The sequence below is a fragment of the Mycobacterium riyadhense genome (genome assembly GCF_963853645.1).
Taxonomy (GTDB): Bacteria; Actinomycetota; Actinomycetes; order Mycobacteriales; family Mycobacteriaceae; genus Mycobacterium; species Mycobacterium riyadhense.
Window position 1 is genome coordinate 1,613,134 of record NZ_OY970456.1, and the last position, 19,259, is coordinate 1,632,392.

The following is a 19,259-nucleotide window of genomic DNA, read 5'->3' on the forward strand; positions in this document are numbered from 1 at the left end:
CAGAACGCGAAACTCGCAGCACTGCTCAGGGACAGCATCGACACCGACTTCGGTCGCTCGGACCTTGACCGCCTTCTGCTATGACCGCGGCGGTCTGGGCGCAGCGCCGGTTGACAGCTCGGTGTCGTAAGCCTGACGTTCTTGTGTCCATCTTTTGGCAAACTGCTCCGTCGCTCCTCGGCGTAGGCATAAGCTGCGGCTACTCGGCGATCGGTATTCGCCGGGCAGCCAGGCAGCCCTGAGGTAGTGGGAGCGGCACGGTGTCGTATGTCACTGCGTTGCCCGCGATGATGTCCGCCGCGGCCGCGGACGTGGCATCGATTGGTTCGGTGGTCGCAACAGCAAGCCAGGGTGTGGCCGCTGCCACCACCGGGGTATTCGCCGCCGCCGCGGACGAGATATCAGCGGCGATCGCGGCTTTGTTTTCCGCCCACGGCCAGGGCTATCAAGCTTTTAGCGCACAGGCGGTGTCATTTCATGCGCAGTTTGTGCAGGCGTTGACCGGCGCGACTGGGGCATATGCCGCCGCCGAGGCGGCAAACGCGTCCCTTTTGGAGGCCTTTGAACTGGTTGAGCAGGAAATCCTGCAGGCACCCACGAACCTGGCCACCGGGTTCGCCCGAGTTGCCGGCACGGTGGTCACCGCAATCTTCGGTGCACCGGCTGGACCACCTTTCGCGGCAACGCAGGTAGCGACCTTCACCGACCTGCCGTCGCTGGCAAACAGACTTCAATCCGCTGCGCTGTGGCCGGTAAAACCCCTTCTGAGTTTGTCCGGACTCGAAACTCCACTTGCAGCGGCAGATAATCCGCTTTGGCGGCTGCTCGAAGTCCCGCCGTTAGCGTGGTACATCGGCAACGCCCCGTCACCGTATTTGACTTGGCTAATGGGCCAAACGGTCCAGTACGCCATGTATGACGGAATGAGCGTCGTGCAGATCACGCCGGCTCATCCAAGTGGCGAATACGTAGTTGCGATTCATGGTGGCGGGTTTATCCTTCCGCCCTCAATCTTCCACTGGATCAATTACTCAGTGACGGCCAACATGACCGGCGCGACCGTGCAAGTGCCGATTTACCCGTTGGTGTGGCAAGGAGGTACCGCCGGCGTGGTTGTGCCCAAAATGGCGGGCCTCATCTCCTCGCAAATCGCTCAACATGGGGCCTCCAACGTCAGCGTGATCGGCGACTCCGCGGGCGGCAACCTCGCGCTAGCGTCCGTCCAATACATGGTGGGCCAGGGTGACCCCGTACCGTCGCGCATGGTGTTGCTGTCCCCGTGGCTAGACGTAGGGTCTCCGTGGCGTGACGCGTTCACTCTGGGGATCGCCAACATGTGGGCAGGCAATCTGCCATTGAACAACTATCTGGTGAGTCCGCTGTATGGGTCACTTAGCGGACTTCCGCCGACGTATGTCTACTCGGGTTCATGGGATCCACTCGAAGCCCAGGCGTCTGTCCTCCAGGAAGCAGCCATCGCCCAAGGGGCCCCGTTCAGCTTCACACTGGCCGACTTCCAGATACACGACTGGGTGCTGTTCACCCCGGGCGGTTTGCTCTACTGGCCGCAGATCAACCAGCAACTCGGTATTGCGGCCTGATTGCCTGACGGTGACATTTGGTGGCGACTTCGCGGACCTGGCGCCAGTTACCGTTCCGTTCCCGATGGAGGTCGGTGGCATCATTCCCGAGCTGCGGGCCGATGGACCGTCAGTGGCCGTTGCGATCCGTGGTTGATGCCATCAACACCCTTCCCGCGTTCCCATGTCATTTCGCGTCGCTTTGTGTACTTTCGCGTCGTCAGATTCGACATTTCCGCAGTTCAGCGCGATTTTGCGACAGATTCGATTCCCGGCAACTCCACTTTCGACGGGTCAGGTCAGTGGCCCCTTTTCGGGCTGCGACGGCCGTCACAGACCGAGGTATCGCGCCACTGCGTGTTCCACTTTGGCCATTTCGTCACGGTCCAGATAGTCGACGGGATCGCCGTGCACATAGACGATGTCGATCGTCCGGATCTGGTCGACCAGGAACCGCGTCTTTGTTCCCATGATTTCCAGCTCTGGGCGGAAGACCGCAGGTTGGGCACTTGTCGACGTCGGTACTACAGTTACGACACTCCACGGCATCGAGCCGGGACTGATGACCACGGCGTAGCGCCGCCCGCGTTGCTCATGCCCTCGCTTTGCATCGCCGAAGTCAACCCTGTACACCGCTCCCCGGATCACCACGCGTCCGGTTCGGTGGAGACGTCCTCGTCTCGAAGTCGCTCAGCGTCGGTGCGAGCCTGTTTGATCCACACTTCCCGTTCGAGCAGCTGCAGTGCCCGCCGGATGACGTCGCTCTTGCGCTCGCCGCTGCGCATCGCGGCCCTGATGATCTGTTCATCCGTTTCGGTAGGTCGGAAGCCGATGGTCGCCGCCATGAGTACGACGATACGCCGGTGTTGCACAATCGTCGAGCAATTGTTCGACATGCGGTCGGGACCTCAATGGCTGTGTTCGCCGCCTCATTCCTTTGACGCCGTCTACGCCCTTCGCGTATTCGATTCTCGGTAGCTCTGAGTAATAGCAGGTCCGGCAGGGGTCTGAAGCAAAGAGGCAGGTTGGGGTGAGGGGTGTGGCGCGATCAGGCGGGCTAGGCTTCACCGCGCACTGCCACCGACCGATTAAGGGGGTTGTTGTGGCGGGGGAGTTGAATGTCGATCTTGTCGCGCTGCATGTTGGGAGCAACCAGGTGCTCGATGCGGTGGGTGAGGCCGCTGTGGATTTCGTTGGCCATGAGGATGGGTTGGCCGAGGCGGTGTCGGGTTGGGTTGGGTCCTCGCGACTGGCGTTGGGCGATCTGGCGGTGCGGTGGGAGGCCCGGCACGCTCAGCACAAGCTGCGGGTGGGCGGGTTGGGGTCGTGTGTGGCTGAGGCGTTGGTCAGTTACGCCGCGAATGAGGACGGTTCGGCCGGGGTGTTGGGGTCGGTGCGGGGGTCGGGGTAGCGGGTGGGGGTGTTGACTCCTGGTGATGTCAAGCGCTGGGATCTGGGTGCGATCCAGATGGTGTTTGAGACGGCCAGCGGGCGTGCTGCTACGTTGCAGCGCCTGGGGGATGGCTTGGATCAGGCGCACCGTGTTTTGGCTGAGTGGCAGGGGGAGGCGGGGGAGGCTTTTCGCGCCGATGTGGGCAGGATTCGCCGCGACATTGAGGCCGACGGTGTGGAGTCGCAGCGGGTGGCGGCGGCGGTGTCGCGTGCCGAGGCGGATGTGAGTGCGTGCAAGCGTGAGTTGGAGGATGTTGAGCGGGCCGCTGCTGTGAACGGCTGGACGATTACGTCGGATTGGCGCATCGAGGTGGGTGATGCCTGGATTGGGCGCGATCCGATCGGGTTGGCCGCCGAGCAGCAGGTGTTGCAGGACGAATTGACCGCGTGCAAGGTGCATGCGCACGCTGCCGATCACGAGTTGGCCACCGCGATTGGGGCGGCGGTCGGTGAAGTCTCTTTGGATGGTGTGGGCGTCCGGCCGGGCGGTGTCGTACCGCGGCAAGGCGTGCCCGATGTGTCTGGGGGTAGGCCGCGGACGTGGCAAGAGATGCTGTTGCCCGGCGGGCCCGCCGAGGCCGGGCCAGGTGGGGTCCCGGCTGAGGGCCCGCTGGTTTCCGCGGGTGGCGGGGGTGAGCCGCCGTCGCTGCGCGACCTGTTGCTGCCGACCGAGAGGACTCAGCCAACCGGCGCTGGTGGCCAGGAGCCGGCGCCGGGCAGTGTGCCGGATCTGTTGAGCCGGGTTCACCAACCCGTTGTCTCGGGGGTGCGGCCGCCTCGGCCGAGTGCTGCAGAGGTGGAGAGGTTCAAGGCGCTGGTGCGCCCCACCATGATCGCCGATGGTGTGGCGCCGGGTCAGGTCGAGGCGCGGCTGAACGAGATTGTGGCGCGCGCCCAGCGTTGGATCGACGAGGGTATGCCTAACTATGTTGTGCCCGAGCCGCCGCGGCCGCCGGCGCCGGGGTTCGGTGAGGGGTTTGGTGATCGTTGGCGTGCGACCGAGCAGGGGATCAAAAACCTTTTCGGGCAGGGCGGGCCTGGGGCGCCTGGGGTGCTCGAGTCGTGGCAGCGGATGCTCGAGGGCACCGTCGAGACGGTGCAAAACCCGATCGGGTCGGCGATCGGGGAAGTCAAGGACGCGTTGGACTCACCCAGCCCGGCCTACTTTCTGGGCGCCAAAGTCTCCGATGCCGCCACCACGCTGCCCGGGCTGTTCTTCGGCGGCGAGGGAGCCGCCATTCGAACAGGACTTCCCGCAGAAACCGTCACCGAAGGCGGTGCGCCCTTGGCCATTGTGCGGGGCTGGGAGCCCACAGGCGGAATGGCATGGGACGACTTTGCGTCCCAATTCGGCACCCCACAAGCGCGCAACTACCCTTTGGATGATGGTTTTCCGCCGGGCTTTGTTCCGCAGCCTGCACAGCTGCCCGAGGGTGCCATCATCGACCGGTTCGGATCCGAGTATGGGCGCTATCTGGCACCTGATGGCACCCCTTTCGCAGATCGCGCCTTGGCGCCGGAATCGGTTGGCGGGGCTTACAACCGATACATGGTGACTGGAAAGCCCCTGCCTCCGGGCTGGCAAATCGTAGAAGGACCCGTGCAACCGTATTATGGGCAGACGCCGTCGCCCCGCACCCTTCAATACATGATCGTGGGTCCAGATGGCGTGAAACCGACCGTATGGGAGCTAGTCAGGTTAGGCATATTGGATGAATACGGACCGCGTCTTGGAAGATAAATCTGCGGAGCTTCAAACTGAGATAAATCGGTTGTCGGAAAGGCTCGGGGTTCGTTCCATGCGTGTCGGGTTCCGAACAAAAGATGACCTTAATATTTACATCGCCGACGACGGCTTATATCATTTCACTTTCTGGGAGCGAGGGGAACTCGGTTTTGACCGGTCGGGGAGTCTCGATGATCTTCTCTTCTGGTACACCCAAGCGGTGGTGACAAGCCAAGCGGCCAAACGAGTGGGAGACCGATCAGAACGCTTTAAATACGAGTACGAGGTGTTAAGTAGTTTCAACGGTGATTGGGCTAAGCGAAATGTTCGGGAGACAGCGGCATTATTTCGCCGATGCGGCCAGCCAGAGGACATTGCGTTACTTCCCGACATCGGTGAAGCGCTATGACACCGGCTCACGCGGTTGTGCGGGCACGCTACGACGCTGGTCTGGAGGCTGAAAACCCTTGCGCCGAAGCGATTGTCGCAAACTCATCGGAGCTGCTCGGCGATCGGTATCGGCTGGGCAACTTCAGCGGTTGCCCTGAGGTGGCGGGAGTGGCCCGGTGTCGTATCTCGTTGCGTTGCCCGAGGTGATGTCCACCGCGGCCACGGACGTGGCGTCGATTGGTGCGGCGGTCGCGTCGGCAAATCAGGGCGCCGCAAGTGCCACCACGGCGGTGTTAACCCCGACTCCTCAGTTATGAGTTCGATTGCGGCTCAATCTCTTTGCTGCGCCCGTGTTGAGTCGTGCCATACGCGACGGCGCCCCTTTCGCGGATCGTGCCTTGGCGCCGGAATCGGTTGGCGCGGCTTACAACCGATACATGGTGACTGGAATGCCACTGCCTCCGGGCTGGCAAATCGTAAAAGGACCCGTACAACCGTATTATGGACAGACGCCGTCGCCCGGCACGGTTCAATACATGATAGTAGGTCCAGATGGCGTGAAAGTAAGCGTAAAAGAGCTGGTAGACAGGGGAATCCTGGATGAATACGGACCGCGTCTTGGAAGATAAATCTGCGCAACTTCAAACTGAGATAAATCGGTTGTCGGAAAAGCTCGGGGTTCTCCCATGTCCGTCGGCTTCCTAACAAGAGATGGCCTGAATATCTATGTCGGCGACGACGACTCATACCATTTCGCTTTCTACGGGCGAGGAAAACTCGGCTTCGACCGGGTGGGCAGCCTCGATGACCTGCTTTATTGGTACTGCGAAGGCGTTGTCACTCGTGAAGCAGCCAAACTGGTGGGCGATCGCGCAGAACGCTTCAAGTACGAATATCAGGTATTGAGTCAATTCGATATTGATTGGGCGAAGAGGCGGGTGCGTGAACTCGCCACCATTTTCCGTAATGGTCAGCCAGAGGACGTTGCCTTACTGCCCGACATTGGTGAAGCGCTATGACATTGGCTCCCGAGAGCGGTGGGCTTGGGGCCTTGGCTGGGATAACTGCGTATACGACCACACCAGTTTGGAAGCCACGATCGAAGACAGCGGCGATGGCGACGGCCTGAGCGCTACACCGGTCGACACGCAATCCTTGCAAACTGCCCACCCGACCCCTCGGCGTCGGCATAGGCTCCGGCTACCCGACGATCGATAGCAGCTGGGCAACTTCGGAGGTTGCCCTGAGGTGGTGGGAGTGGCCCGGTGTCGTATCTTGTTGCGTTGCCCGAGGTGGTGTCCGCCGCGGCCACGGATGTGGCTTCGATTGCATCGGCTGTCGCGACCGCAAACCAGGGCGCCGTAAATGCGACCACGGCGGTGTTAGCTGCCGCCGAGGACGAGGTGTCAGCGGCGATCGCGGCTTTGTTTTCCGCGCACGGCCAGGGCTATCAGGCTCTCAGCGCACAGGCGGCGGGGTTTCATGAGCGGTTTGTGCAGGCATTGACCGGCGCGGGCGGGGCGTATGCCGCCGCCGAGGCGGCCAACGCCGAGCCGTTGGCGGCCTTAGGGCAGGCGTTCCTAGGCGTTCAGCAGGAAATGCAGCAGGCCGCCACGGCACTGACCACCGGATTCACCGGGACGGCCAACACGATCGTAACTGCGGCGTGGCCGGTAAAATCCCTCCTGGATTTGTCCGCGCTCGAAACCCAATTTGCGCTGCCGAACAATCCGCTTTTGCGGCTGATCGCCAGCGACATCCCGCCGCTATCGTGGTTTATCGGCAACTCCCCGCCACCGTTGTTGAATTCGCTGCTGGGACAAACCGTCCAATACACCACGTATGAGGGGATGAGCGTCGTGCAGATCACGCCGGCCCATCCGACCGGCGAATACGTGGTTGCCATTCATGGTGGCGCGTTTATCTTTCCGCCGTCGTTCTTCCACTGGATCAATTACTCGGTGACGGCCTACCAGACCGGCGCGACGGTACAGGTGCCGATTTACCCGTTGGTACAGGAGGGAGGTACCGCCGGGACGGTGGTACCGACAATGGCTGGCCTCATCTCTTCGCAAATCGCTCAACACGGGGCTTCCAACGTGAGCGTGATCGGTGACTCCGCGGGCGGCAATCTCGCCTTAGCGGCCGTTCAACTCATGGTGAGCCAGGGTGACCCGGTACCGGCGTCCATGGTGTTGCTGTCTCCGTGGCTAGATGTGGGGACTGGGGGGATCGGCAAGGTCTGGGCAGGCAATCTTGCGGTAAACGACTATCGGGTGAGTCCGCTGTATGGGTCACTGAGCGGACTTCCGCCGACGTATGTCTACTCGGGCTCGCTGGATCCGCTCGCAGTCGACGCATTGGTCCTCGAGCAAGCAGCCGTAGCCCAAGGGGCCCCAATGAGCTTCGTACTGGCCAACTGGCAAATTCACGATTGGATTCTGCTTACCCCGGGCGGTTTGCTCTACTGGCCGCAGATCAACCAGCAGCTGGGTATCGCGGCCTGAACCTACTGGCCAGCCTTGCGGGCCAGATCGATGGCGTACTGACTCACGAAGGTGCCCGCCGGCGGATCACCTTTGTCGCATGTTCCGTCGGATTCACCGGGACGTTTGATCCACAAGTAGGCGTCGGCGTGCGCGCCTGCGGTAGCCGCGGTAGGCGGGGTGCCCAGTGCTCGGCCACTGGGGTTGCACCAGTTGAGCGCGGAGTCGGGCGCTGGTCCGACGCCGTTGCGCGACGTGTCGATCACGTAGTGCGAACCATTCGTGAGCGCCGAAATCGCCTCGCCGTAACCGATTTCGTCCTCGGTGGTGAAGAAGTTCGCGATGTTGAGGCTGAAACCCCGTGCGCGGGCGACACCGGCCTGATTGAGCCGGGCGGCCATGTCCTCGGCGCTGTGCCAGCGTAAGTGACCGCCGTCGACGTACACGGCCGCGGCCGGATCGTGGGTCAGCGTCTCGACGGCATAGCGAATCAAGTCGTACCGCTCCTGGCGCTGGTCAGCCGAGAGGCAGTCGGCCATCGCGAGTGCATCGGGTTCGACGATGACGGCCGCTGGCGAAGAGCCCAGGTCGGCGGCGATGCCGTCGATCCAGCTTCGGTATTCCGGGGCCGACCCGAAACCGCCCGCGGCGAAGCTGCCACAGTCGCGGTGCGGGATTCCGTAGAGCGTGAACACCGGCAAGGCGCCGGCAGCCGCCGCGTCGCCGGCGTACTTCGCGACCGTGGTTGCCGACGAGCCTGGGACTATCCAGTACGCCTGCGGCGTGTTGGCGATGGCGGTCAACTCCGGACTCGGCGGATCGGCGCGCTGCGCGGCCCGCATCGCCGCTGAGTTGGGATTGACGTAGAACGGCATACCGGCTAACGGGTTGGCGTCACTGGCCAAACGCACCGACGGGGCGGGACCGACCCGCGCCGGGTCGGCAAGACAACCCAGGCCGGCGACGGCCGCAACCGTGAGGAAAGGGGCGATCCATCGCGCGAAAGCACCAGCAGCTGAAAAAATCACCCCAGAAAATTAGCGTCCCGGGGCATTGAGCGCCAATCGACGACGGCAAGTCATGGCGCGATCGGCGATCCGGCGCCTAGCAGGAAGACGATTACGCAGCCGCCTGCAGGGTGATCTCGGATATTTCCGTCCGGCTCGCGCCATCGGTGGTGCCCAAGGTGGAGATCCACACCAGCACATTGGAGGTCTTGGTCCGGTTATGCACCGCGACGCGATTATGCCCCGGCTGCAGTGAAGTGGTTGGGGTCAGCTCGCTGGTGTCGGCCAATCTGGTGGGCGCGTCGGTGGGCGACGAGCGGATCTGCACCTGGGTTCCTGTGCTGGACACGTCGATCGTCACTGCGCTCAGCGCGGTCGGTTCGGACAGGTGCAGCAACAGGCCCATTCCTTGGATGAATTTCGGGAATGGGACGGCGTCCTTATAGGTAACGGTGGACCACGCCGTGTTCGGGTTGCCGTCGATCGCCAACTTGGCGTCCTGCGGATTGTCGGGGGCACCGTCGGGGGAGAACACCGTTGCGCTCACCGGCTTGACGATCGGTCCGGGGCGAGTCCAGTGACCGGATCCGTCGGTGAACCACAGCACCGCCGCCGCGGTCAACAGGATCACACCGACGGCGGCGACGACTGCAGCGATCCGGACCTTTCTGCCTTTCGGTGCCCTGTCTTGCGGCGATTTGGCCCTGACCTGGGACCGGTGGCGCTTGGGACGAGCGACGGCTGAAAGGTTGACGATTTTGTCGGCATCGAGGGTGTGGCCGTCCCAGACGCCGTTGACCTCGACCTCATCCCCGTCTGCGAGCTGACCCGCTACGAGATCAGTTTGTATCTCGACGGGAACGTAGGCACGCCGGTCGTCGAGCGGGTCATATGGGATCAGCTGGAAAGACAAGATCCCGACCTGATTTTGAGCACCGGCCGCGGTTTGCTGCACGCCGCGTGCTGTCCCATGAACGACGACACGCTCGAGACGCTGCGTGGATGGACGATCGCCTGAACCGCGGTCTTCGGGGCCCTGCTGCGTGAGCGCTCGGGCAAAGTCGATGCAATTCGGGTATCGCTGGCGCGGGTCTTTGGCCAGCGCCCTTATCAGCACGGCGTCCAGGTGCGCGAGATCGGGTCGGCGCTGCGATATCCGCGGTGGTGGTGTACCGAGATGGTGGCTGACGACGACAGCGCGATTCGGGTCTTGAAAAGGTGGTGCGCCAGTTAGTAGGTGGAAGGTCGTGGCTGCCAACGCATATTGATCCGCTCGACCGTCAAGCGGCTTGCCCAAAAGTTGCTCGGGGGCCACGTAACTGATCGTTCCTATGGCGACGTTGGCTTCGGTGAGGTTGCTGACGTCATCGATTCTGCGAGCGATGCCGAAGTCGGTTAACAACACCCTGCGGCGGTGGCCATCGGCCTCGGTCACCAGGATGTTCTCGGGCTTGACGTCACGATGGAGCAGACGACGATCGTGACCGAAGTCGAGCGCGTCAGCGACCGCTGTCACGATTTCTGCCACGTCTTCTTCCGGCATGCCGCACTGGTGTCGCTCCCGAACCAATCGACCTGCGTCAGCGCCGTCTACGTACTCCATCGAGATCCAGAGCCGGCCGTTGAACTCACCACGATCAAGAACGCCGACGATGTGCGGATGCCACAGCGTGGCTGCCAATTCTGCTTCGCGCTCGAATCTCGCCCGGAATTCCTCGTCGGCCGTTGCGGCCAACGACAAGATCTTCAGTGCGTCGTATCGGGGCAGACGAGGATGCTGGGCGAGGTAAACCTCACCCATACCACCGGTGCCGAGCAAGCGCTGAATTACGTAGCCAGCGAAGACCTCACCGTTGTTGAACGGCATGTCCGAAAGCCTACAAACCGGCACGGCCGGGGAGCGAATTCCGCCGACGGGTAGTCGAACCCCCGCGTCGAGCTTGTGAAGCCGTCGATTCGCGAACCGAAACCGCAGGTCAGAGGGGACGGCTGCGATTCCCGGTGCTTCAATAATTCAGCTATTGCTGTTAGATCAGTATTCGCTGTACTGTTGAGTGCATGCTGACATGTTCGTCTCGGGAATCGGCCCTTTCTCGATTGGGCAAGGCGCTGGCCGACCCGACGCGATGCCGGATTCTGGTGGCGCTGCTGGACGGAGTTTGCTACCCGGGACAGCTGGCTTCGCACCTCGGGTTGACGCGATCGAATGTGTCCAATCACCTGTCGTGTTTGCGGGGCTGCGGGCTGGTCATCGCAACCTATGAAGGCCGGCAGGTGCGGTATGCGCTGGCCGATAGTCACCTAGCCCGTGCGTTGAGCGAATTGGTTCAGGTCGTCCTCGCAGTGGACACCGACCAGCCGTGTGCGGGCGAGCAAACGGCATTCGACGTGGCGTCGAGCTGAGCGGCAGTCGATAAGCAACGAATTGTGTAGTGGCAGAACGAAACAGGAGGAGTAGCAGTGGTTGCACACGGGCTGGCGGCACGGGCGGTCGGGGCGGTATTCACCGGGCTGGTTGGGGTGAGCGCCTATGAGGTGCTGCGCAAGGCGGTAGGGAAGGCTCCGGTACACCGTGTCGCGGTGACGGCGACGGAGTGGGGCCTTCGTGGGACTCGGCGTGCGGAGGTCGCCGCCGAGGCGGCTCGGCTCAGGGTTGCCGATGTGGTTGCCGAAGCACGCGACCGGATCGGTGACGAGGCGCCTCAGCCGGTAGGTCCTAAAGCGGTCGACGACGACTGCTGAGCGCCGGGCACAACCAGGAAGGCTGATGATGCTCACCGTTCGGGATTCAACCGATGCTGGGGTGGAGCTGACCATCGTATCCGCAGCATCAGGACGAATGCGGGTGCGCGCCAGGGGGTTTCAGTTCGATATGGTCCGAGCGGTCGCGATCGAGGACACGGTGGGCAAGGTTGCCGGTGTGCAGGCCGTGCACGCCTATCCGCGCACGGCATCCGTGGTGATCTGGTATTCGCCTGAGCGCTGCGACACCACTGAAATCTTGTCGGCGATAGCCGAAGCTGAGCACATCCCGGCAGAATCCGTGCCGGCGCGCTCCCTGCACTCCACGGATGGCCGTAAAGCCGGCATCACGCAGCGAATCATTGACTGGAGCATGCGGGTGCGGTCGGGTCCCCGCGCTGGCGTGCCGGTGCGACCTTCGATGAATCAGCAGCGGCCGCAAGGGTTCAGCGATGGCTGCTGCGACCACGATGACGACGAGCCCGAGCCGGAGCGGCTCTGGCAAGTTGCCAAGCTGCGGCGAGCAGCGGTGTCCGGAGCGCTGCTCACTGCAGCAACGGTTACCGCGTGGCTCACTCCGTTCGGGCCGCTCGCGCTGGGACTCAAAGTCCTCGGGCTCGCCGTTGGGGCATCGACGTTCGTGCCCTCCACGCTGAAGCGGCTGGCGCAGGGTCGCATCGGCGTCGGCACCCTGATGACCATCGCCGCGGCCGGCGCTGTGGCACTCGGCCAGGTCGGCGAGGCAGCCACGCTGGCGTTCCTGTTCTCCATCAGCGAGGGACTAGAGGAATATGCGATGGCGCGTACCCGCCGCGGCCTGCGCGCCCTGCTCTCGCTGGTGCCCGAACAGGCCACAGTACTGCGAGCGGGGACCGAGACCGTGGTGGCCGCTGCCGAACTTCGCGTTGGGGATCAGATGATCGTCAAACCCGGGGAACGTCTGGCCACTGATGGCGTCATTCGTGCGGGGCGCACTGCGCTGGACGTCTCGGCGATCACCGGCGAATCGGTGCCGGTAGCAGCCGGACCTGGCGACGAAGTGTTCGCTGGGTCGATCAACGGGTCCGGAGTTTTGCAGCTCGAGGTCACCGCGACCGCTGCGGACAACTCGCTCGCGCGCATCGTCCACATCGTGGAAGCCGAACAGGCTCGCAAAGGTGCCAGCCAGCGGCTGGCCGACCGCATCGCGCGACCGCTGGTGCCCGGCATCATGGTCGCTGGGGTGCTGATCGCCGGGATCGGCAGCGTCTTCGGGAGCCCGGCGGTCTGGATCGAACGCGCACTCGTGGTTCTGGTCGCGGCGGCGCCTTGCGCGCTGGCCATTGCCGTGCCGGTGTCAGTCGTCGCGTCCATTGGCGCCGCCTCGAGACTCGGCGTACTCATCAAAGGTGGTGCCGCGCTGGAAGCCTTGGGCACCATCGGCGGGATTGCTCTGGACAAGACGGGAACGTTAACGGCTAACCGGCCGGCGGTCATCGACGTCGCTACCACGAACGGCGCAGCCCGTGAAGAGGTGCTGGCGGTGGCGGCCGCACTGGAAGCTCGCAGTGAACATCCCCTTGCGGCGGCCATCCTCGCAGCGGTCCAAGAGCCCGTCGCCGCCGCCACTGACGTGCAGGCCGTTCCCGGGGCCGGGCTGACCGGTGTCCTGGATGGGCATGTCGTGCGACTGGGGCGTCCAGGCTGGCTCGACCCGGGCGACGTGGCCGATGACGTGGCGCGTATGCAACAAGCCGGGGCGACAGCGGTTCTCGTCGAGCGCGACGAACAGTTGCTCGGCGCCATCGCGGTGCGTGACGAACTACGTCCTGAAGCCGCCGAGGTCATCGCCGGGTTGCGCGCCGGGCGCTACCAGGTGTCGATGCTCACCGGTGACAACCGCGCCACCGCGACCGCATTGGCAGCCCAAGCCGGAATCGAGCGCGTCTATGCCGAACTGCGCCCCGAAGACAAGGCCAACCTGATCGCTCAACTGCGTTCCCAGCGGGCCACGGCTATGGTCGGCGATGGCGTCAACGACGCTCCGGCGTTAGCCGCGGCCGACTTGGGAATTGCTATGGGCGCCATGGGAACTGACGTTGCCATCGAAACCGCCGACGTCGCGTTGATGGGCCAAGACCTGCGTCACCTGCCTCAGGCGCTAGACCACGCCCGCAGAACTCGACAGATCATGCTGCAAAACGTCGGACTGTCGCTGAGCATCATCACCGTGCTGGTGCCGCTGGCCGCGTTCGGGATCCTCGGCCTGGCCGCGGTCGTGTTGGTCCATGAACTCGCCGAAGTCGTCGTCATCGCCAACGGTGTGCGCGCCGGGCGCATCAAGCCAATTGCTGGGCCAGCGCCGCGGTGCGACAGCTTCGATGTGCCTTGACGAATACTTGACAAGCCGCTGGGCCGGATCCAGCATCATGGCGGGACGACCTTCCGTGAACTCGGCGGCGGGGAATTATGTGAAGACACTTGGCAGCTTTGCCCTGGGTAAGCCGGTGCTAAAGGCCTTACGAAAAGCCACAGCCGCTGGAGCTGTCTTGCTTGCATTCGTTGCGGCTTGCGGGCCTGGCAATCCGGCACACACAGCGGCAACCGACACCGGGCAGGCAACGCAGCTGTCACCCGCGGTCCCCACGCCTGACTTCACAACGGCGTCCAAGCTGCCCGATGCGGCCACCGGACCTGAATTCGCAACGGTTTCCAAGCTGATCAACGATGCGATTGCGGCAAATCGGCTGCCAGGCGCCGTGGTTGTGATCGGGCACGGTGGCAACGTCGTCTTCCATCAGGCGTATGGCTTGCGCAAGCTTGCCGGCGAGCCTGGGCTAGATGGATCGCCCGCACCCGCGGAGCCGATGACCGAGGACACCATCTTTGACTTGGCGTCGTTGACGAAGAGTCTCGCAACGGCGACCGCCGTCATGCAGCTTTACGAACAAGGCAAGGTTCAAATCGACGATCCCGTGCAGAACTATTTGCCGGACCTCAACACGACGAACGATCCAGGGCGCGCAAAGGTGACGGTTCGCATGTTGCTTACGCACACTTCAGGCGAACCCGGAGATGTAAACCTCGCAGATCCGTGGGGATTAACAGGAGCCGATAAAGCAGAAGGCATTCATCGTGCGCTCACTACGCCGCTGCAGTCGGGTCCTGGCGAGGTTTTCCGCTACTCCGATATCAACTTCATTCTGCTTGGCGCGCTGATCGAGCAGATTACCGGCGAGGCGGAAGACGTTTACGTTCAAGAACACGTGTTTGCGCCACTTGGTATGGAAGACACCCGCTATCTCCCTCCGGCCAAAGCATGCGGTCCGCACACGATGAGAGGCGCTGCGATTGCGTGGGCTCCCGGGCCAACAGAGCGCGCGCAGGCCGCTTGTCCTGCAGGTACCTGGAGCACCGGTCTGTTGTCACGCATCGCGCCGACAGCACGCGACGAAGAGAGCCGAGCCGATCCGAGCAAAAATCCGGATCTTGATCACCTACTTCGGGGCACCGTCCATGACACGACGACGCGGCGGATGGGTGGAGTGGCCGGGCATGCCGGGGTGTTCGCGACGGCCCACGACGTCAGCATCTATGCCCAGGCATTGCTTGACCGGCTCGCCGGCCGACCGAGCGAGTTTCCTTTGGCGCAACCAACTTTGGAGTCGATGACGGCTCCACAGCAGCCCGGACATACACCCCAACAACTCAATGCAGCCAACGATGCGGCCCGAGAAGCCGTCGCAAAGAGACCAAATAGAACAGATCCGCTGCTCGCTCCGCGTTATCCGGCGATCGCGGGACAAAACCTGCGTGGCTTTGGCTGGGATATCGATACGGCCCAGTCCACGACGCGCGGCATGGTCTTCCCCATCGGTAGCTTTGGCCACACCGGCTTCACCGGAACCTCGGTTTGGATGGACCCAGGCTCAGATACCTACATAGTTCTGCTGTCGAACTCGATCCATACGCGAGGCAGTCCTCCGATGTCGAATCTGCGAGGTGAGGTTGCTACGGCGACGGCACAGGCCCTGGGTCTTTAGGGCCGCTCGAAGTGTTGGTAGTCGGGAGTCGTCCAGTTGCCACCCCAGCGCCAGCCACGATCCGTGAAAGCGTGCTCGGCTGGGTCCCCGGTGTGTAGGAGTCCAGGGTCGGTGCGGCTGCGGTCCAGGTAGTCCGCCGCGTTGTGCGGTTCGAAGGCGCCGCTGGCGTAGAGGCATGGGTTGAGAAGCGGATTGAGGTCGATAGCCCGACCGTAGGCGTGTGGTGACCATTGGTTGCTTCCTGGGATGGTTCGGCAATTGAACGCCGAGGTGTTGTTGTCCTCCATCGATAACTCATCGTCGCCGGCCGGGTAGTGCTCGACCGTGCGGATCTTGTCGACGGGATAGCCCAATCGATAAAGCTGGTCGAAGATCTCGATGACTTCCGGCACCAGATCTTCGTGCACGATCAGCTGGCCGCGGTGGGTCTGGCCGTCGAAGCCGATGTGGTCGACGTCGACCCGTCGCAGCTGCCTCGGTTCGACGGGGCAATCGGGCCGCCAGGTTGCGCCGAGTTCGGCGGCGGTGACTGGCGCCACGGTTCCATCGGCAGCTGGCTGGGCGCTGGCCGACGACGATGCAGGGGCTGACGGTGACGGTGCAATCGACGTTGATGGTTTGGCCGAATGAGGGGGCGGAGCGGCGGCGCACCCCGCCAGCACGACAACCGCTGAGAGCAGTTCCGCCAGCAAGGCGTTCCGCCGCGTCAATTGGGATGAGTCCTCACCGCTTGCTTCCATCCCTGCAAGGCCGCCGCGATAAGCGGTTTCGCTGGACAAGTCCGGTGCCAACGCTACCGCGACACCGGTCGCCGTGTTCGTCGGCCAGCTGTATGACCGGTTGGGGTGAGGGGTGTGGCGCGATCAGGCGGGCTAGGCTTCACCGCGCACTGCCACCGACCGATTAAGGGGGTTGTTGTGGCGGGGGAGTTGAATGTCGATCTTGTCGCGCTGCATGTTGGGAGCAACCAGGTGCTCGATGCGGTGGGTGAGGCCGCTGTGGATTTCGTTGGCCATGAGGATGGGTTGGCCGAGGCGGTGTCGGGTTGGGTTGGGTCCTCGCGACTGGCGTTGGGCGATCTGGCGGTGCGGTGGGAGGCCCGGCACGCTCAGCACAAGCTGCGGGTGGGCGGGTTGGGGTCGTGTGTGGCTGAGGCGTTGGTCAGTTACGCCGCGAATGAGGACGGTTCGGCCGGGGTGTTGGGGTCGGTGCGGGGGTCGGGGTAGCGGGTGGGGGTGTTGACTCCTGGTGATGTCAAGCGCTGGGATCTGGGTGCGATCCAGATGGTGTTTGAGACGGCCAGCGGGCGTGCTGCTACGTTGCAGCGCCTGGGGGATGGCTTGGATCAGGCGCACCGTGTTTTGGCTGAGTGGCAGGGGGAGGCGGGGGAGGCTTTTCGCGCCGATGTGGGCAGGATTCGCCGCGACATTGAGGCCGACGGTGTGGAGTCGCAGCGGGTGGCGGCGGCGGTGTCGCGTGCCGAGGCGGATGTGAGTGCGTGCAAGCGTGAGTTGGAGGATGTTGAGCGGGCCGCTGCTGTGAACGGCTGGACGATTACGTCGGATTGGCGCATCGAGGTGGGTGATACCTGGATTGGGCGCGATCCGATCGGGTTGGCCGCCGAGCAGCAGGTGTTGCAGGACGAATTGACCGCGTGCAAGGTGCATGCGCACGCTGCCGATCACGAGTTGGCCACCGCGATTGGGGCGGCGGTCGGTGAAGTCTCTTTGGATGGTGTGGGCGTCTCGCCGGGCGGTGTCGTACCGCGGCAAGGCGTGCCCGATGTGTCTGGGGGTAGGCCGCGGACGTGGCAAGAGATGCTGTTGCCCGGCGGGCCCGCCGAGGCCGGGCCAGGTGGGGTCCCGGCTGAGGGCCCGCTGGTTTCCGCGGGTGGCGGGGGTGAGCCGCCGTCGCTGCGCGACCTGTTGCTGCCGACCGAGAGGACTCAGCCAACCGGCGCTGGTGGGCAGGAGCCGGCGCCGGGCAGTGTGCCGGATCTGTTGAGCCGGGTTCACCAACCCGTTGTCTCGGGGGTGCGGCCGCCTCGGCCGAGTGCTGCAGAGGTGGAGAGGTTCAAGGCGCTGGTGCGCCCCACCATGATCGCCGATGGTGTGGCGCCGGGTCAGGTCGAGGCGCGGCTGAACGAGATTGTGGCGCGCGCCCAGCGTTGGATCGACGAGGGTATGCCCAACTATGTTGCGCCCGAGCCGCCGCGGCCGCCGGCGCCGGGGTTCGGTGAGGGGTTTGGTGATCGCTGGCGTGCGACCGAGCAGGGGATCAAAAACCTTTTCGGGCAGGGCGGGCCTGGGGCGCCTGGGGTGCTCGAGTCGTGGCAGCGGATGCTCGAGGGCACCGTCGAGACGGTGCAAAACCCGATCGGGTCGGCGATCGGGGAAGTCAAGGACGCGTTGGACTCACCCAGCCCGGCCTACTTTCTGGGCGCCAAAGTCTCCGATGCCGCCACCACGCTGCCCGGGCTGTTCTTCGGCGGCGAGGGAGCCGCTATTCGAGCAGGACTTTCTGATATTGGGCCCGGTGTGCTCGATACCGGTCCAGTGGTGTCACCGCATGCACCGATCGGCTTCGATCACCCGCCCACCTACAATCCGTGGGCAGACCAGGCGGCGTTTGATCTCAACTACGCGCACACACACGGCGGACCCACTCCAGGCCTTAGCCGGCAACTCGCTGACATGTCGACCCACTACGTCGGTGACAACCCAGACCGCGTCGTCCTGGGTAGGTTCGACGGCCAGGACGGCGGCTACATCGGCGAAGCCAGAGGCCACGGCGGAATCTACTACGACACTGGGCGGGATGCGTGGGATGCCATCGGTCACGGGCTCGGCTCCGCGGATGCCGACGCACTAGGATGGCAAGTCAACGAACAGTTCCTCCGCGGCCAAATGGAGAACGGCGTTTCGCGCATTGAATATGTGTTGAATGACCAATATCCCTCGCTGGAGGCAGTCGTGCTAAAGTTTCCAGACTCATTTTCTGCGAAAGAGATCGAGTTTCTCGTCGAGAACGCGCCAAAATACGGATATCGGCGTGTCGGCAACGCATGGGTGAGGGATTGATGGTTGACGACTTCTTGCAACAAGTGCACACGATAGTTGAACCTTTCTTGTCGGATCTGGGTTTCGCCGTCGAGAAGGTCGATAGCGATGTTGACGAGGACGGGCCGAAGGGTTCGGTTGTCTACTACCGAGGCCAAGACTGCAAAATTCAGATCTACCACTCGTCGCGAGAAGGCGAAATCAATGCGATGATCGCCCCGCTGGATGCTCCGAACGAGTATGGCCTCTACGACCGATCTGGAAAGTGGTACTACTTCAACGATTTCACTGAGATGCCCGACCTGCCCCTCGAAGAGCTCGTCCGAAAGCTCCGCGAGGAACGGACCAATTTCGACACCACCCCGAAACGGCTCGAATGGCTAAAGAGAGAGCGCATAGCCCGGTATTTTGACTCCGCACATGCGGCGATAATTGCGGACGGTGAAAGCTGATTGCATGGCCCAAGAGATTTCAGTGGTTGCTCCTTAGTCAAATGGAGAACTAGAAATCAACTTCCTGAAAGATCAAGTATTATGACGCGGCGCACGATAGTATTCTCGAAATGTACGATGTGTGATTAGGCAATATCGGCGACGTGCTTTCGCGGTGCCGCGCTCGAATTCGATCCTCAGGAAAGAGTCAAATGCGACCGATCGCTTGTCGAACGCTGTCTGAGGGTTGAATCTCCGCCAGCTCCGGTGAGATTCTGCCGTGCGAGCCTCTAGGTTTCGACGCGAAAACGTTTGCACAGGAAACGCTTCCTCTACGGCCTCAAGGATGTACGTTGCTGAAATG

Annotated in this window: 16 protein-coding genes and 4 pseudogenes; 16 read left to right on the forward strand and 4 right to left on the reverse strand. The window is 63.1% G+C overall.

Annotated features, from left to right (window positions below; genetic code table 11):
- Positions 1-260: 260 nt before the first annotated feature.
- Positions 261-1,601, forward strand: a complete 1,341-nt coding sequence (locus tag AADZ78_RS07305) for a PE domain-containing protein (RefSeq protein ID WP_085249231.1) — start codon at positions 261-263, stop codon at positions 1,599-1,601.
- Positions 1,602-1,910: 309 nt separating this feature from the next.
- Here the strand turns inward: AADZ78_RS07305 and pemK are convergent, their stop codons facing one another.
- Complete coding sequence (gene pemK / locus AADZ78_RS07310; RefSeq protein WP_083077301.1) at positions 1,911-2,231, reverse strand: type II toxin-antitoxin system toxin endoribonuclease PemK; 321 nt, start codon at positions 2,229-2,231, stop codon at positions 1,911-1,913.
- On the opposite strand from pemK, the pseudogene AADZ78_RS07315 reads away from it, so the two are divergent.
- The 8 genes and pseudogenes from AADZ78_RS07315 to AADZ78_RS07350 all read left to right on the forward strand — a co-directional run.
- Positions 2,175-2,555: pseudogene (locus AADZ78_RS07315) on the forward strand (hypothetical protein); the annotation flags it as partial. The gene pemK and the pseudogene AADZ78_RS07315 overlap by 57 nt on opposite strands.
- 127 nt (positions 2,556-2,682) lie before the next feature.
- A complete protein-coding gene (locus tag AADZ78_RS07320; protein WP_239655231.1) occupies positions 2,683-2,991 on the forward strand; it encodes an RNA 2'-phosphotransferase in 309 nt (102 codons plus the stop codon).
- A 9-nt stretch (positions 2,992-3,000) separates the two neighbouring features.
- Positions 3,001-4,773, forward strand: a complete 1,773-nt coding sequence (locus AADZ78_RS07325; RefSeq protein ID WP_239656776.1) for a TNT domain-containing protein — start codon at positions 3,001-3,003, stop codon at positions 4,771-4,773.
- A 58-nt stretch (positions 4,774-4,831) separates the two neighbouring features.
- Entirely contained in the window at positions 4,832-5,167 is a 336-nt protein-coding gene (locus tag AADZ78_RS07330) for a hypothetical protein (protein WP_139828540.1), read from the forward strand.
- 157 nt (positions 5,168-5,324) lie between these two features.
- A pseudogene (locus tag AADZ78_RS07335) lies at positions 5,325-5,444 on the forward strand (PE domain-containing protein); the annotation flags it as partial.
- 75 nt (positions 5,445-5,519) lie between these two features.
- Positions 5,520-5,777: pseudogene (locus tag AADZ78_RS07340) on the forward strand (glycohydrolase toxin TNT-related protein); the annotation flags it as partial.
- A gap of 57 nt (positions 5,778-5,834) precedes the next feature.
- Positions 5,835-6,167 (forward strand): hypothetical protein, encoded by a 333-nt coding sequence (locus AADZ78_RS07345; protein ID WP_085249234.1) that lies wholly within the window; start codon positions 5,835-5,837, stop codon positions 6,165-6,167.
- Positions 6,168-6,413: 246 nt separating this feature from the next.
- The gene (locus AADZ78_RS07350) at positions 6,414-7,655 is read left to right on the forward strand and encodes a PE domain-containing protein (protein ID WP_085249235.1); all 1,242 of its coding nucleotides are present in this window, start codon (positions 6,414-6,416) and stop codon (positions 7,653-7,655) included.
- 2 nt (positions 7,656-7,657) lie between these two features.
- On the opposite strand, the gene AADZ78_RS07355 is transcribed toward AADZ78_RS07350, so the two are convergent.
- Entirely contained in the window at positions 7,658-8,662 is a 1,005-nt protein-coding gene (locus AADZ78_RS07355) for a glycoside hydrolase family 6 protein (protein ID WP_085249236.1), read from the reverse strand.
- Between the two features lie 91 nt (positions 8,663-8,753).
- Positions 8,754-10,508 (reverse strand): serine/threonine-protein kinase, encoded by a 1,755-nt coding sequence (locus tag AADZ78_RS07360; protein WP_085249237.1) that lies wholly within the window; start codon positions 10,506-10,508, stop codon positions 8,754-8,756.
- Between the two features lie 191 nt (positions 10,509-10,699).
- Here AADZ78_RS07360 and cmtR point away from each other — a divergent pair.
- The 4 genes and pseudogenes from cmtR to AADZ78_RS07380 all read left to right on the forward strand — a co-directional run bounded on the left by cmtR (position 10,700) and on the right by AADZ78_RS07380 (position 15,405).
- Positions 10,700-11,058, forward strand: a pseudogene (gene cmtR, locus AADZ78_RS07365) (Cd(II)/Pb(II)-sensing metalloregulatory transcriptional regulator CmtR).
- 43 nt (positions 11,059-11,101) lie between these two features.
- Positions 11,102-11,383, forward strand: coding sequence for a DUF1490 family protein (locus AADZ78_RS07370; RefSeq protein WP_085249239.1), 282 nt, complete (start codon positions 11,102-11,104; stop codon positions 11,381-11,383).
- A 28-nt stretch (positions 11,384-11,411) separates the two neighbouring features.
- Positions 11,412-13,754, forward strand: a complete 2,343-nt coding sequence (locus AADZ78_RS07375) for a heavy metal translocating P-type ATPase (RefSeq protein WP_085249268.1) — start codon at positions 11,412-11,414, stop codon at positions 13,752-13,754.
- A 280-nt stretch (positions 13,755-14,034) separates the two neighbouring features.
- Positions 14,035-15,405 (forward strand): serine hydrolase domain-containing protein, encoded by a 1,371-nt coding sequence (locus tag AADZ78_RS07380; protein ID WP_139828541.1) that lies wholly within the window; start codon positions 14,035-14,037, stop codon positions 15,403-15,405.
- Here the strand turns inward: AADZ78_RS07380 and AADZ78_RS07385 are convergent.
- Positions 15,402-16,145 carry a M15 family metallopeptidase gene (locus AADZ78_RS07385; protein ID WP_085249240.1) on the reverse strand — a complete coding sequence of 248 codons (744 nt, stop codon included), beginning with the start codon at positions 16,143-16,145 and terminating at the stop codon, positions 15,402-15,404. The genes AADZ78_RS07380 and AADZ78_RS07385 overlap by 4 nt on opposite strands.
- Before the next feature lie 177 nt (positions 16,146-16,322).
- Here AADZ78_RS07385 and AADZ78_RS07390 point away from each other — a divergent pair, with 177 nt between their 5' ends.
- From AADZ78_RS07390 to AADZ78_RS07400, 3 genes are read left to right on the forward strand one after another with little or no spacing between them, the layout of a single operon-like run.
- Positions 16,323-16,631 carry an RNA 2'-phosphotransferase gene (locus tag AADZ78_RS07390; protein WP_239655231.1) on the forward strand — a complete coding sequence of 103 codons (309 nt, stop codon included), beginning with the start codon at positions 16,323-16,325 and terminating at the stop codon, positions 16,629-16,631.
- 9 nt (positions 16,632-16,640) lie between these two features.
- Complete coding sequence (locus AADZ78_RS07395; RefSeq protein WP_239656773.1) at positions 16,641-18,485, forward strand: WXG100 family type VII secretion target; 1,845 nt, start codon at positions 16,641-16,643, stop codon at positions 18,483-18,485.
- On the forward strand, positions 18,485-18,916 hold the full coding sequence (locus tag AADZ78_RS07400) for a hypothetical protein (protein WP_139828537.1): 432 nt from the start codon (positions 18,485-18,487) through the stop codon (positions 18,914-18,916). Before AADZ78_RS07395 ends, AADZ78_RS07400 begins: the two co-directional genes overlap by 1 nt.
- Positions 18,917-19,259: the final 343 nt, after the last annotated feature.

Coding starts and splice junctions, on each gene's coding strand:
- AADZ78_RS07400 (WP_139828537.1), top strand. CDS start 18,485: ATGGTTGACGACTTCTTGCAACAAGTGCACACGATAGTTGAACCTTTC.
- AADZ78_RS07330 (WP_139828540.1), top strand. CDS start 4,832: ATGCGTGTCGGGTTCCGAACAAAAGATGACCTTAATATTTACATCGCC.
- AADZ78_RS07360 (WP_085249237.1), bottom strand. CDS start 10,508: ATGCCGTTCAACAACGGTGAGGTCTTCGCTGGCTACGTAATTCAGCGC.
- AADZ78_RS07345 (WP_085249234.1), top strand. CDS start 5,835: ATGTCCGTCGGCTTCCTAACAAGAGATGGCCTGAATATCTATGTCGGC.
- AADZ78_RS07375 (WP_085249268.1), top strand. CDS start 11,412: ATGCTCACCGTTCGGGATTCAACCGATGCTGGGGTGGAGCTGACCATC.
- AADZ78_RS07385 (WP_085249240.1), bottom strand. CDS start 16,145: ATGGAAGCAAGCGGTGAGGACTCATCCCAATTGACGCGGCGGAACGCC.